Source organism: Algibacter sp. L1A34 (genome assembly GCF_009796805.1).
Lineage (GTDB): Bacteria > Bacteroidota > Bacteroidia > Flavobacteriales > Flavobacteriaceae > Algibacter.
Genome location: NZ_CP047029.1, coordinates 2,001,656 through 2,015,639 on the forward strand (window position 1 = coordinate 2,001,656; position 13,984 = coordinate 2,015,639).

Sequence of the window (13,984 nt, forward strand, 5' to 3'; positions counted from 1 at the left end):
CACTAGTCTTTATAAACTTTTAAAGCTTGTTTTAAAATATTGACAGCTTTTATTAAGCTTTCCTTCTTAAGTACGTAAGCAATACGAATTTGGTTTAGACCAACACCTGGAGTTGAGTAAAATCCGGCCGCAGGAGCAACCATAACCGTTTCACCGTCTAAATCAAAAGACTCTAAAAGCCATTTAGCAAAATGATCGGAATCTTTTATTGGTAATTCAACTATACAGTAAAAAGCACCATTAGGTTTCGCTACTTTTAAGCCTTCTATTTTTTGTAATTCATTAATTAAAGTATTTCTTCTTTCAACATATTCCTCAATAACGTCATCAAAATAACTTTGTGGCGTTTCCAAAGCAGCCTCACTTGCAATTTGCGCATAAGTTGGTGGGCTTAATCTTGCTTGAGCAAATTTTAAAACCGTTTGCATAACTGCTTTGTTTTTCGAGACTAAACAGCCTACACGAGCACCGCACATACTGTAGCGTTTAGAAACTGAATCTATTATTATGGCATGCTCATCTACACCTTTTTCTTGTAAAACAGAATAATGTGTATGGCCATCATAAACAAATTCTCGGTAAACTTCATCGGCAATTAAGTATAAATCATGCTTAATTGCTATACTTGCCAATTGGTTAATTTCTTCTTTCGAATATAAATATCCTGTTGGATTGCCTGGATTGCATATTAAAATCGCTTTTGTTTTCGGAGTAATTAATTTTTCGAAAGCAGCAATTGTGGGTAATGCGAAATTATCATCTATTTTGCAAACTGCAGGTACAACTTTTACGCCAGCAGCAATTGAGAATGCAGTATAATTTGCGTAAAATGGTTCTGGAATGATAACTTCATCGTCAGGATTGATAACGCTACTAAATAAAAACTGTAATGCTTCACTAGCGCCTGTGGTTACAACTATATCGTCTAGGGTTACATTAATTTGATGTTTAGCATAATAGTTTGCAAGTTTTTCTCTATAGGTGTCCGAACCTTGAGACCTTGAATATGCAAGAGTTTCAATTGTATTGTTCTTAACAGCGTTTAGAGCGACTTCGGGAGTTTTAATATCTGGTTGACCAATGTTTAAATGGTAGATATATTTTCCTTTTTTAATAGCATCTTCTGCATAAGGAACTAATTTACGGATTGGAGACTCAGGCATTAAGAGCCCTTTTTTGGATATTGTTGGCATATGTATGGCTTTACATGCAAAGTTGCAAAAATTATCCTATATATTTTTTAAAACGGGGCTTAAATAGTTTAGTTCTTATAATGTTTAGTAAATTGTTAGGGATTAGTTTTATTTTATATGAAAAAGGCTCTTTTTGTTATGATTTTATTGGTTTTAGCGAGTGGTCTTTGCCATTCACAAGGGCAATTTATTATAAACAATAAAAAAGGCAAGGATAAAATAAAGTTTAAGCTTATTCATAATTTAATAATTATTCCTGTTGAAATTAACGGAGTTACCTTGTCTTTTTTGGTTGACACAGGCGTAAGTAAGCCAATAGTTTTTAATTTTCTGAATATTTCGGATTCTTTAAAAATTAAAAACCCTCAAAAAATATATTTAAAAGGATTAGGCGAAGGAGAATCTATTGAAGCGTTGCGGTCAAAAAATAATATTTTTAAAATTGGAGAGGCTATTAATATTAATCAGGATTTATATGCCATTCGCGATTCTAATTTAAACTTCAGCCCCAAATTAGGAGTACCTGTACATGGTATTATTGGTTACGATTTGTTTAAAGACCTAGTTGTCGAAATTAATTATGCAAAAGGTTTTTTAAAACTTATTAATCAAGCAGATTATAATAATAAATTATGCAGAAACTGTGAGATGTTAAGGTTAGAGTTTTATAAAAACAAACCTTATCTCAATGCCGAAGTTGAAATAGATGAAAGCCGTATTCCTGTGAAAATGCTTATAGATTCAGGTGGAAGTGATGCGCTTTGGTTGTTTGAAAATGAAGCAGATAATATTACATCAAGTAATCCCTCTTTTTATGATTTTTTAGGCCATGGTTTAAGCGGAAGTGTTTATGGTAAGCGTTCTAGAATTAAGGCGTTTCATTTAAATAAATTCACAATTAAAACCCCTAATGTAGCTTTTCCAGACTCTGTATCAATCGGGCAGGCTTTAAATCATAAAGAGCGTCATGGTAGTGTTTCTGGGAATATTTTGAAGCGTTTCAATCTGGTTTTTAATTATCGAAAAGCTAACGTAACACTCAAAAAAAATAGATTCTTCAAAGAATCATTTAAATATAATAAAAGCGGAATTGAATTAGAACATAATGGTGTGCGAATAATAAAAGAGGCTGAAAACTTTATTTCTAAAAATAAAATAAAGAATAAAACTATGGATAATGATAACACTAAAGTTGTGATTAGTCCAAGTTATAGAATGAGTATAAAACCAGCTTATGTTATTGTCGAATTACGAGCAGATTCACCAGCGCATAAAGCTGGATTGCAGATAGGGGATAATATTTTAAGTATAAATAATAAGCCAGCTTATCAGTTTACTTTACAAAAGTTAATAGAGTTATTTTACGATGATCACGGTAAACGCATAAAACTTAAAATAGAACGGGCAGGAACCGTTTTAACTTATAATTTTAAATTGGTAGATGTTTTGAAATAAAAAAGGCTTAAAATCTTGAGATTTTAAGCCTTTTTTAAAATTATTCTAGAGTTTATTGTTGAACAATACTCTTATCTTTTTTTTCTAACACACTTTGAGTTTTAGAATCTACAACTAGACCTTTAATTTTTAAGGCAACAGTTGGAGTCTCTGCATTAGAAATTACAGTAATTGTTTTTCTAATTGGGTTAACTCGGTTCGTGTCGTACTTTACTTCAATTACACCCGTTTTTCCTGGCATAATAGGAGCGTCTGGTTTTTTAGGTATAGTACAACCACAACTAGATGATACTTTAGATACAATTAATGGCTCATTTCCTGTATTGGTGAATTCAAATTCGCGAACACCATTAGATCCTTTTTGGATAGTACCATAATCGACTGTATCCGATTTAAACTCAATTTTAGCTTGTGCATTTACCGAAAAACTTACTAATCCGATAAATAAAATTGTAATAATTTGTTTCATGATTTTTTTATTTAATATTCTATAGGTTACAATTATCATCCTAAAAACTTAGGATATTTTATTGTCAATAATTTTAAAATCAAGTCAAACATACTCACTTTTTCCATCATCTGCAAAAATAATAGATGTATTACATGTTTATTAACATATTCAACTTGGTTGAGAGTACTTACAACGTTTTAGTGAATTCATTTAAAAATGCTAAAGTGTATTGTTTTAAAATTTTCAATACGGCTTATTGCTTTCACAGAAAAAGAAATATAAGTACTTTTGCAATTCAATATTCAAAAACTATTCCAAAGTATGCAAATTCCATCAAAATATGATGCAAGTCAGGTAGAAAGTAAGTGGTACGATTACTGGATGAAAAATAATTATTTTCATTCAACACCAGATGAAAGAGAACCTTACACCATTGTAATCCCTCCGCCAAACGTTACTGGCGTCTTGCACATGGGGCATATGCTAAACAATACTATCCAAGATGTTTTAATACGTCGTGCTCGTTTATTGGGTAAAAATGCGTGTTGGGTTCCTGGAACCGATCATGCATCTATTGCTACAGAGGCAAAGGTTGTTGCTAAATTAAAGGAACAAGGTATTGATAAAAACGATTTAACAAGAGAAGAGTTTTTAGAACACGCTTGGGAATGGACTCATGAATATGGAGGTGTAATTCTAGAGCAGTTAAAAAAACTAGGTTGCTCTTGCGATTGGGATAGAACAAAGTTTACTATGGACGACGATATGTCTCAAGCAGTAATAAAAGTTTTTATCGATTTACATGAAAAAGGACTTATCTATCGTGGTTACCGTATGGTAAATTGGGATCCTGAGGCTAAAACAACTTTATCTGATGAAGAGGTTATTCATGAAGAGCGTCAAGGAAATTTATACTATATCAATTATAAAATAGAAGGTAGTGACGATGTTTTAACCATTGCAACTACAAGACCAGAAACTATTTTTGGCGATTCTGCTATTTGTATTAATCCTAATGATGAACGTTTTGTTCACTTACGTGGAAAAAAAGCGATTGTTCCAATTTGTGGAAGAGTAATTCCTATAATTGAAGATGAATATGTCGATTTAGAATTTGGTACAGGTTGTTTAAAAGTAACGCCTGCACACGATGAAAATGATAAGGTTTTAGGTGATAAGCACAATTTAGAAGTAATTGATATTTTTAATGAAGATGCTTCTTTAAACAGTTTTGGTTTACAATTTGAAGGTCAAGACCGTTTTGTAGCCAGAAAAACTGTTGCAAAAGAACTTGAAACTTTAGGTGTTTTAATTAAAACAGAAATACATATTAATAAAGTAGGAACTTCTGAAAGAACAAAAGCTGTAATCGAACCGCGTTTAAGTGATCAATGGTTTCTTAAAATGGAAGAGTTGGTAAAACCTGCTATTGAAGCTGTTTTAGGTGAGAATGCTGAGATAAAGTTATTTCCAAAGAAATTTGAAAACACTTACCGTCACTGGTTGGAAAATATTCGCGATTGGAATATTTCACGTCAGTTACTTTGGGGACAACAAATTCCAGCCTATTTCTACGGAGATGGAAAAGAAGATTTTGTAGTTGCTGAAAATATAGAATCAGCATTAGAAAAAGCGCAAAAAGTAACGAATAACGCAGCTTTAACAACTGCCGATTTACGTCAAGATACCGATGCGTTAGATACTTGGTTTTCGTCTTGGTTATGGCCAATGTCTGTTTTCGATGGTATTAGAAACCCTGAAAACGAAGAGATAAAATATTATTACCCAACCAACGATTTGGTTACAGGTCCAGATATTTTATTCTTTTGGGTTGCAAGAATGATTATTGCAGGTTACGAATATAAAGATGAAAAACCGTTTAATAATGTATACTTAACAGGTCTAGTTCGTGATAAGCAACGCCGAAAAATGAGTAAAAGTTTAGGGAACTCTCCAGATGCTTTAAAACTTATTGAGCAATACAGTGCCGATGGTGTTCGTGTTGGACTTTTGTTAAGTTCTGCAGCCGGAAACGATTTAATGTTTGATGAAACTCTTTGTCAACAAGGGAAAGGTTTCGGGAATAAAATATGGAATGCTTTTAATTTAACCAACCTTTGGGAAGTTAGTGATAGTATTAAGCAACCAAACTCTAGTAAAATTGCATTAGAATGGTATGAAGCTAAATTTAGTTCTGCTTTAGTTGAAATTGAAGATCACTTTAGTAAATACCGTTTAAGCGATGCTTTAATGGCGATTTATAAATTAATTTATGATGATTTCTGCGGATGGTTATTAGAAATTGTAAAGCCGGCATACCAACAACCAATTGATGCAACGACTTACCATAAAGTAATGGCTGCTTTTGAAGATAATTTAAAAATATTACACCCATTTATGCCTTTCTTAACGGAAGATATCTGGCAATATATTTCTGAAAGAACACCAGATGAGGCTTTAATAGTTTCAAAATGGCCAGAAGCTAAACCTATTAATACGGAGTTGATTGCTCAGTTTGAATTTGCTTCAGAAGTTATTTCTGGAATTCGTACTATTAGAAAAGAAAAAAATATAGCTTTTAAAGATGCTATTAGTTTTTCTGTAATTAATAATGAAAACTCAGATACTACATTTGATGAGGTTATTGCAAAGCTTGGTAATTTAGAGACTTTAGAGTATGTAAAAGAGCCAGTGGAAGGTGCATTAACGTTTAGAGTAAAATCTAACGAGTATTTTATTCCAATGGATGGTGCGATTGATGTGGAAGCTGAAATAAAGAAACTTACTGAAGAGTTAAGCTATACTGAAGGTTTTCTTAAATCTGTACAGAAAAAACTTTCTAACGAACGTTTTGTAGCCGGTGCTCCAGAACAAGTTATAGCTAATGAACGTAAAAAAGAAGCCGATGCTTTAGCTAAAATTGAAACGTTAAAAGCGAGTTTAGCAAGTTTGGCATAATATTATAGAGTAATAGATTTATTTAAAAAGGGTGTTTTGATTTCGGTCAAAATACTCTTTTTTGTTTTAATATATTAGGATAGGTTAAAGGTGTTTTAGAGTGTTTTTTGAAAAAAAGGAGTAAGTAGTGTACAAGGTTTGTTTAAAACTCTAAAATTTTATTTCAAATGTTTTAAATGGTTAGAGGCAAGGTGTGAAAAGAAATAGTTGTAATGATTTAGGAAAAAATATCCTGATTATTAAAATTCTAGAATAATTAAACCATTTATAAGAAATTAAATTGCCTTGACGAAATTTCTTCAGAAGTAAAATGAAAAAACGATTTACTCGCGATATAAAAAGTAGTTATCTACAAGTTCAATATAAGTTTCCATAGCTTCACTCTCGCTAATATTCTTCACCTGAAATAAAGCATTAGTTTTAAAAGCATTGATAATAGGTTTCTTACTTTTTGGGCGACTATAATCGTTTGTTGCTTTTTTGTAATAGGCGTATAGTTTTAATAACGTATCTGCAGGAAATGGCTCTGTATGCGCATTTACCCGACTTACGGCGTCTTCAAACAGTATTTCTAAGTCTTTGCTAATCATTAATTTCTGCAATAATACTTTCGCCTCCGCGAACAACTTGATTAAGTTCTACTTTAATTTTAGTGTCCAAAGGTAAGAATAAATCAACTCTTGAACCAAATTTAATAAAACCAGAATCGGCGCCTTGTATGGCTTTATCGTCTACTTTTGCGTAGTTTACAATACGTTTAGCTAAAGCTCCAGCAATTTGTCTGTACAATACCTTTCCGTAGGTCTCGTTTTCAACAACTACTGTTGTACGTTCATTTTCTTCACTCGCTTTTGGGTGCCATGCTACTAAAAATTTACCGGGATGATATTTACTAAAAATAATATTTCCAGCAATAGGATAACGTGTTACATGTACATTTATTGGAGACATAAAAACGCTGACTTGTAATCGTTTTTCTTTAAAAAATTCTTTTTCAAAAACTTCTTCTATAACTACAACTTTACCATCTACAGGAGAAACTACTGTTTTTGGGTCTGCTACTGTTTTACGCTTTGGGTTTCTAAAAAATTGAAGTACTATTATTAAAAAAGCTAATACAGTAATCATTAATGCAATTCTAAGCCATGAGATAGCTATAAAATTATCAATTAATAGAAATAGTGCCACGACTAAAATTAGTGTGATAACTATAATTTTATTTCCTTCTTTATGAAACATAGTGCAAAATTCTTAAAAACAAATATATAAAAGGTGCTGCAAATATAATACTATCTAATCGATCTAATAGGCCACCATGCCCAGGCATTATGGTTCCACTATCTTTTACTTTAGCTTGGCGCTTAAATTTAGACTCTATTAAATCGCCCAAAGTACCTGTAACACTTACAATTATACTTAACATAAGCCAATGCGTCGAGTTTAAGGTTTTTGTGCAACTTGCAATAAAAAAACTTGCTATACAGGCAAAAAAGAGGCCTCCTAAAAAGCCTTCTACTGTTTTTTTAGGTGATATTTTTTCGAAAAGCTTCTGTTTTCCAAAGTTTTTCCCGACCAAATAGGCGAAAGTATCGTTTACCCAAACTAAAATAAAGGAGCCTAATAAAATATTAGGATTGTAGCTTTTAAAATAATGAGCAATTAAAAATAAGAATGAAAACCCACTTGTGATATAAAACGTGGTGAGTAAAAAACGTTTTGAGATAAATAGTGGAATGGTTTTTCTTGAAAATAAATCTCGTATTAAAAACAGTAAAACGAAAATGGTGAGTACTGTAAATATCCGAATGAATTCGTCTGCGGCAACATGTTTAACTTGAAAATGTTTAAAGTAGGCTATTAATCCAAAAATAAAAATAAATATAAAATATGGAATTTTACTTTTCAGCTGAATCAATTTTAAGAATTCATTCATACTAATTAGTCCAAAAACAAATAGAAGTACGGTTATAGATTGCTCAAACCATAAACAAGTAATAAGTATTACAACATAAAGCAAGCCTGAAAATGATCGGGTAATGGTTTCTTTCATGTGCTTTTAATTATGGTTTTTTATAACAACACATGTAATATACATAACAGTTCTCTTTTGTGCAATTAAGATTTTAATCATAGACGATTTAGCTTATAAATCTTCTAGAAGTAATAGGTATAAGTTTTTAGCACTGCTACCATAGGTTAAAAAATCTTTGTCATCCTGAGTCTTAAACTGTTTAATTGTAGTAATATTAGTAGGGATTTTTTGACGATTTTTAGATTTAATACCTCGTAAACCTTCGCCAATATTTTCTACCATTTGGCTTGTGGTACCAAATACAACAAAGTTTAAAGGTAGTTCGTTAAGTTTCTTCTCAAAGATTTGATTGGATGAAATTAGTAAAGAACCATCGTTAGCAATCAGGTTTTCACAAGTAGTTAAAAAATAGGTGGATTCACTTATCACTCTTGTCGATTTTAAAGACGAATTTTTAAACTTGTCTTTTAAGTTTGGATCAAGAAGCAATACTTTCTTAGAATCCCAGGCATTTTCTTCAACTATGTTTTGAAGATTTTGAAAAACTTCCGATAAATTTTCACAATACAGAAATTTACCGCCATTAGCTTTAAAGTTTATAGTAAACCTTTCGTCTATTGGCAACTTTACTTCAGGCATATATCTGCCTCGATCCGCGGATTTTATATCCTCGGTTTTTTTGTCAGCTTTTAAACCAAAAAATTTTCTAAAAAGACTCATTTAGCTGGGTGCTATTAACTGTTTTTTTTGAGAGAATTATCAAATATAAAAAATCTTAAATTAACCATACGATTAATTTAAGATTTTTGTTTAAGGTTAACAGTTTTTTAGGAAATAATATCAGGTCTACTTATCGGTTCTTCTTTAAGAAAAGTACGTTCTCCAAATATTTTTTCTAAATTATCTTTGAAAATAACCTCTTTTTCAAGAAGAACTTCTGCAAGTTCTGTAAGTTTATCTTTATTTTCTTCGAGTAAAGCTATAGCACGTTGATATTGTTTTTCAATAATATCTGAAATTTCATTATCAATTAATTCTGCTGTTTGCTCACTATAAGGTTTAGTAAAACCATATTCGCTTTGACCAGAATCGTAATATGTTAAGTTTCCAATTTTTTCACTAAGACCATAGATAGTAACCATGGCTCTAGCCTGTTTTGTAACTTTTTCTAAATCACTTAAAGCACCAGTAGATATTTGATTGAAAATAACTTTTTCTGCAGCACGACCACCAAGAGCAGCACACATTTCGTCTAGCATTTGTTCTGGACGAACAATTAAACGTTCTTCTGGTAAATACCAAGCAGCACCTAAAGAACGACCACGAGGCACAATAGTAACTTTTACTAAAGGTGCAGCATGTTCTAACATCCAACTTACAGTAGCGTGACCGGCTTCGTGGAATGCTACAGCGCGTTTTTCGCTAGGTGTAATTATTTTGTTTTTCTTTTCTAGACCGCCAATAATTCTATCAACAGCATCTAAAAAGTCTTGTTTGTCAACTGCTTTTTTACCATTTCTGGCAGCAATTAAAGCAGCTTCGTTACAAACGTTAGCTATATCTGCTCCAGAGAATCCTGGTGTTTGTTTCGATAAGAAATCTAAATCTAATCCTGGTTCTTTTTTCAAAGGACGCAAGTGTACTTCAAAAATCTCTTTACGTTCACGAACATCTGGTAAATCAACAAAAATTTGTCTATCAAAACGTCCAGCACGCATTAAAGCTTTATCTAAAATATCGGCTCTGTTGGTTGCAGCAATAACAATTACGTTTGTATTGGTACCAAAACCATCCATCTCAGTTAATAACTGGTTCAAAGTATTTTCACGCTCATCATTACTTCCTGACATGGCATTTTTACCTCTGGCACGACCAATAGCATCAATTTCATCTATAAAAATAATTGAAGGCGATTTTTCTTTGGCTTGTTTAAATAAATCTCGAACACGAGATGCACCTACACCAACAAACATTTCAACAAAATCTGAACCCGATAAAGAGAAAAATGGCACTTTAGCTTCACCGGCAACGGCTTTAGCTAATAAGGTTTTACCTGTTCCAGGAGGGCCAACTAGCAATGCTCCTTTTGGTATTTTTCCACCAAGAGTTGTATATTTCTCAGGGAATTTAAGGAAGTCTACAATTTCTTGTACTTCTTCTTTAGCACCTTCTAAACCAGCCACATCTTTAAAAGTTGTTTTAACTTCTGTGTTCTCGTCAAAAAGTTTTGCTTTAGATTTTCCTATGTTGAAAATTTGTCCGCCTGCTCCACCACCGGCGCCACCAGACATTCTACGCATAATGAATACCCAAACACCAATAAGTAAAATAAATGGTAAAATCCCCATTAATAAATTACTCCAGTCGTTAGTTTCTGTATCAAACTTTACAACAGGTTTTGTTGCTAAAGTGGCTGTAGCTGTGTTTAATTCATTTTCAAAATTTTGTAAGTCACCAAATTCAAATTTGTAATTAGGTAATTTAGTTGCCGAAGGAATAAAAGTTTCTGGTGTAGAATTTTTATGAATTTCCTTTTCTTGAGCTTCTTTGGTTAAATATACTTTTGCAACTCGTGTGTTTTTTATAATATCAACACGTGCTACATCTCCATCTTTTAAGTATTTAAAAAAATCTGATGGTGTAGTAATATTACCTTCTTGATAATTTGCGCCACTAAACAGTTGAAACCCTAAAAATAGAGCGATTATAATTCCGTAAATCCAATAGGGACTGAATTTAGGCTTCTTTTCTTTTACGTTTTTTTTATCTTTTGCCATGTCTTTTTTTTAGTAACTCGTTTCTATAGCTGTCATTTTCGCATCTCCCCAAAGGCTTTCAATATCGTAGTATTCTCTAATTTGTTTCTGAAAAACATGTACTACAACATTTACATAATCCATTAACACCCATTCGGCATTATCTAAGCCTTCAGTGTGCCATGGATGATCTTTAAGTTCTTTGCTTACTTTTTTCTGAACAGAATTTACTATAGCGCTTACTTGTGTATTTGAAGTCCCCTCGCAAACTATAAAGTAGTCACAAACCGTGTTTTCAATTTCTCGTAAATCTAGTATATTTATTTCTTTTCCTTTAACTTCTTCAATTCCACTGATTATTACAGATATTAATTGGTCTGAGTTTATATTTTGTTTCGCCATTAATTTTATTTAATTTGTGCAAAGTTATTATTTTTTTAGTTCTTTATGGTTTAAAATAATCATAAGATTTTATAGTACTGCAATAACTTCCATATGCGAATAATCAAACTTGATGCCACCAATTCCACAAATAGCTATTTACGCGAACTAATTAGCAAAGGGAAAGTGGATGATTTTACTGTTGTTTCAACAAAAAAACAAACCAAAGGCCGTGGGCAAATGGGGACAGTCTGGGAGTCTAGTACGTCCAAAAACCTTACGTTTAGTGTGTTTAAGGATGTTTCGTTTCTTGAGATGGAGCAGTGCTTTTATATTAGTATGGTTACGGCTTTAGCGGCTTTAAAAACTTTGAAGGAATTGGCTATTCCTAAATTAAGTGTGAAATGGCCTAACGACATTTTGTCAGAAAATAAAAAAGTTTGCGGAGTTTTAATTGAAAATGTCATAAAACAAAGTCAGTTACAAGGCTCAATAATAGGAATTGGCTTAAATGTTAATCAAACCGATTTCGAAAATCTACCAAAAGCATCATCTTTAAAATCAATATCTGGTAAATTTTTTGTTTTAGATGAAGTGTTAGTGGCGTTAATTTTAAATTTGAAATATTACTTCGGAATTTTAGAAGCTGGTAATTTGAAGGTTTTGAAGGACGAGTATGAAACCAATTTGTTTCGAAAAGATAAACCTTCAACATTTAAAGATGCTGAAGGTTTAATGTTTTCTGGTTTTATAACTGGAATTTCTTCTGATGGAAAACTTGAAGTTTTGCTAGAAGATGAAATTATAAAAACATTCGATTTAAAAGAAATTTCACTGCTATATTAAATAGATTTTGGCATATTAGAAGCCAACGTCTCAATAAATTTTGTGATTGGGCCTTTAATCATCATGGCCATCATTGGGTTAAAATCTCCCGAAAATTGTAATTGTACTTCGCTATTACCATCAGCAGTTTCAACAATGTTTCCAATTAAAGAAAAATCTAATTTTCCGCCTGCGGCACCTAAAATAATTTTATTTGGAGGAATAACTTCTTTCTTTTTTAAAATAATTTCAGGCATTCCTTTTAAAGCAAAAAGGAATTTATTATTATCTATAACTTCAAATTTGCTTATGTTTTCAGGCATTAAAGTTTCAAAATTTTTAATATCTTCTAAAAAGTTAAAGACTTCTTGAGGAGATTTAGTAACGTTAACTTTTGGGGATTCTAAATTCATTGTATTGTAATTTGTGTTTCGTTAAGCGATAAAATTGGTCGTCTCTAAACAACTTACAGTTTTATAACATACGTATTTTATATCAAATAGCGTTCCATTCACTAGGGTTGGAATTCCATTCGGATAAGGTTTTTAATTCTTTTTGAGAAATGTAGTTGGTATCTAGAGCTTGTTCTAGTAAATTTTCATAATTACTTAGGGTATTTAAGGTAATACCTGCTTCTTCAAAATTTTTGGTAGCTACATCAAACCCGTAAGTAAAAATAGCAACCATGCCTTTTACATTTACTTTAGCTTCTTTTAGAGCTTTTACAGCATTTAAGCTACTTTTTCCGGTACTTATTAAATCTTCGACCACAACAACATTTTGTCCGCCTTCAATAAAGCCTTCAATTTGATTTTTACGGCCGTGTCCTTTTGCATCTGGCCTAACATAAATAAATGGAAGCCCTAAATATTCGGCAACCAACATACCAATGCCAATAGCGCCTGTGGCTACTCCGGCAATAGCATCTGGTTTTCCATATTGGTTTTCAATATGTTTAGCCATGGTTTCGCGAACGTAATTACGTATTGGTGGATACGATAGAATAATACGGTTATCGCAATAAATTGGTGATTTCCAGCCGGAAGCCCAAGTGAAAGGTTCTTTCGGGCTTAGTTTTATGGCATGAACTTGCAATAAAACTTCGGCAGTTTTTTTAGCGGTGTCTTTGTTGAATATCATGCTGTAAAATTACGGATAAATTTGCTTTTATTCTGAAGTTGTAAATGGAATAAAATTTTTTTTTCTACAATAAGCAGATTGTAAGTAAAAATGATATTTTTACCATATCATTAAATCAAACCTAACCATGCACAAGATTTTTGTAAATAACAAGCCGATAACATTAACAACGAACACCGAAAAAGGTGAAGGGTATAAAACATATAAGCTAAAACGGGTAGGTCTTTATCGAGCTATCAGGAAGTTAAACCGTACAAATTTACAGGAAGTAAGGCTTACACATAAAAACGAAAGTAAGCTGCTTTCTAAGTTTTTAAAGAAGTTACCAAACGTAATTGCTGGTGGCGGAAAAGTTTATAATGATGAAGGAAAAGTGTTATTTATCTATAGAAATGATAAATGGGATTTGCCTAAAGGAAAAGCAGAAGGCAATGAAACCATTGAAGAAACAGCTATTCGTGAAGTTGAAGAAGAGACGAAAGTAGAAGGTTTGGAAATTGTGAAACCTTTAGAAACTACATATCATATTTTTAAACGAAACGGCCGCTATAGAATAAAAGTAACTTATTGGTTTGAGATGAAAACAAGTTTTAAGGGTGAGCTTAAACCTCAAAAAAAGGAAGGCATCACTAAAGTAAAATGGTTGGGTAAAAAGAAAACGGCAAAAGCATTAGAGAATTCTTATGCTAATATTAAGTTATTGTTTTAGGTTGAAGAAGTAAAGAAAATGAAATAAAAAAAGCATAAGATTTTAAACCTTATGCTTTTTTTATTTTGTAATTAAGAGATATCT

The 13,984-nt window shown here is 32.0% G+C and carries 14 protein-coding genes; 4 read left to right on the top strand and 10 right to left on the bottom strand.

The genetic code is table 11. The features are described 5' to 3' along the window. Positions 1 to 2: 2 nt before the first annotated feature. Positions 3 to 1,193, bottom strand: a complete 1,191-nt coding sequence (locus GQR97_RS08595; protein ID WP_158847443.1) for a pyridoxal phosphate-dependent aminotransferase — start codon at positions 1,191 to 1,193, stop codon at positions 3 to 5. Positions 1,194 to 1,310: 117 nt separating this feature from the next. Between GQR97_RS08595 and GQR97_RS08600 the strand changes: the two genes are divergently transcribed. Then, positions 1,311 to 2,648 carry an aspartyl protease family protein gene (locus tag GQR97_RS08600; RefSeq protein ID WP_158847445.1) on the top strand — a complete coding sequence of 446 codons (1,338 nt, stop codon included), beginning with the start codon at positions 1,311 to 1,313 and terminating at the stop codon, positions 2,646 to 2,648. 52 nt (positions 2,649 to 2,700) lie between these two features. Here GQR97_RS08600 and GQR97_RS08605 read toward each other — a convergent pair whose 3' ends face one another. Beyond that, positions 2,701 to 3,117, bottom strand: coding sequence for a DUF1573 domain-containing protein (locus tag GQR97_RS08605; RefSeq protein WP_158847447.1), 417 nt, complete (start codon positions 3,115 to 3,117; stop codon positions 2,701 to 2,703). Between the two features lie 303 nt (positions 3,118 to 3,420). On the opposite strand from GQR97_RS08605, the gene GQR97_RS08610 reads away from it, so the two are divergent. Further along, entirely contained in the window at positions 3,421 to 6,057 is a 2,637-nt protein-coding gene (locus tag GQR97_RS08610; protein ID WP_158847449.1) for a valine--tRNA ligase, read from the top strand. 323 nt (positions 6,058 to 6,380) lie between these two features. Here GQR97_RS08610 and GQR97_RS08615 read toward each other — a convergent pair whose 3' ends face one another. From GQR97_RS08615 to rsfS, 6 genes are all read right to left on the bottom strand, one after another. After that, positions 6,381 to 6,647, bottom strand: a complete 267-nt coding sequence (locus tag GQR97_RS08615) for an acyl-CoA-binding protein (RefSeq protein ID WP_158847451.1) — start codon at positions 6,645 to 6,647, stop codon at positions 6,381 to 6,383. Then, positions 6,640 to 7,296 (bottom strand): phosphatidylserine decarboxylase family protein, encoded by a 657-nt coding sequence (locus tag GQR97_RS08620; protein WP_158847453.1) that lies wholly within the window; start codon positions 7,294 to 7,296, stop codon positions 6,640 to 6,642. The genes GQR97_RS08615 and GQR97_RS08620 overlap by 8 nt, the downstream gene beginning before the upstream one ends. Then, positions 7,286 to 8,107: a phosphatidate cytidylyltransferase gene (locus GQR97_RS08625; RefSeq protein ID WP_158847455.1), complete on the bottom strand. Its 822-nt coding sequence runs from the start codon at positions 8,105 to 8,107 to the stop codon at positions 7,286 to 7,288. The genes GQR97_RS08620 and GQR97_RS08625 overlap by 11 nt, the downstream gene beginning before the upstream one ends. Positions 8,108 to 8,200: 93 nt before the next feature. Beyond that, complete coding sequence (locus tag GQR97_RS08630; protein ID WP_158847457.1) at positions 8,201 to 8,809, bottom strand: LUD domain-containing protein; 609 nt, start codon at positions 8,807 to 8,809, stop codon at positions 8,201 to 8,203. A gap of 107 nt (positions 8,810 to 8,916) precedes the next feature. Then, a complete protein-coding gene (ftsH, locus tag GQR97_RS08635) occupies positions 8,917 to 10,866 on the bottom strand; it encodes an ATP-dependent zinc metalloprotease FtsH (protein ID WP_158847459.1) in 1,950 nt (649 codons plus the stop codon). A gap of 9 nt (positions 10,867 to 10,875) precedes the next feature. After that, positions 10,876 to 11,247: a ribosome silencing factor gene (gene rsfS / locus GQR97_RS08640; protein WP_158847461.1), complete on the bottom strand. Its 372-nt coding sequence runs from the start codon at positions 11,245 to 11,247 to the stop codon at positions 10,876 to 10,878. A gap of 93 nt (positions 11,248 to 11,340) precedes the next feature. Here rsfS and GQR97_RS08645 point away from each other — a divergent pair, with 93 nt between their 5' ends. Then, complete coding sequence (locus GQR97_RS08645) at positions 11,341 to 12,072, top strand: biotin--[acetyl-CoA-carboxylase] ligase (protein WP_158847463.1); 732 nt, start codon at positions 11,341 to 11,343, stop codon at positions 12,070 to 12,072. On the opposite strand, the gene GQR97_RS08650 is transcribed toward GQR97_RS08645, so the two are convergent. Next, on the bottom strand, positions 12,069 to 12,464 hold the full coding sequence (locus GQR97_RS08650) for an SRPBCC family protein (protein ID WP_158847465.1): 396 nt from the start codon (positions 12,462 to 12,464) through the stop codon (positions 12,069 to 12,071). The genes GQR97_RS08645 and GQR97_RS08650 overlap by 4 nt on opposite strands. An 82-nt stretch (positions 12,465 to 12,546) precedes the next feature. Then, on the bottom strand, positions 12,547 to 13,191 hold the full coding sequence (gene pyrE, locus GQR97_RS08655; RefSeq protein WP_158847467.1) for an orotate phosphoribosyltransferase: 645 nt from the start codon (positions 13,189 to 13,191) through the stop codon (positions 12,547 to 12,549). Positions 13,192 to 13,318: 127 nt separating this feature from the next. Between pyrE and GQR97_RS08660 the strand changes: the two genes are divergently transcribed. Continuing rightward, positions 13,319 to 13,900 carry an NUDIX hydrolase gene (locus tag GQR97_RS08660; protein ID WP_158847469.1) on the top strand — a complete coding sequence of 194 codons (582 nt, stop codon included), beginning with the start codon at positions 13,319 to 13,321 and terminating at the stop codon, positions 13,898 to 13,900. Positions 13,901 to 13,984 lie beyond the last annotated feature (84 nt).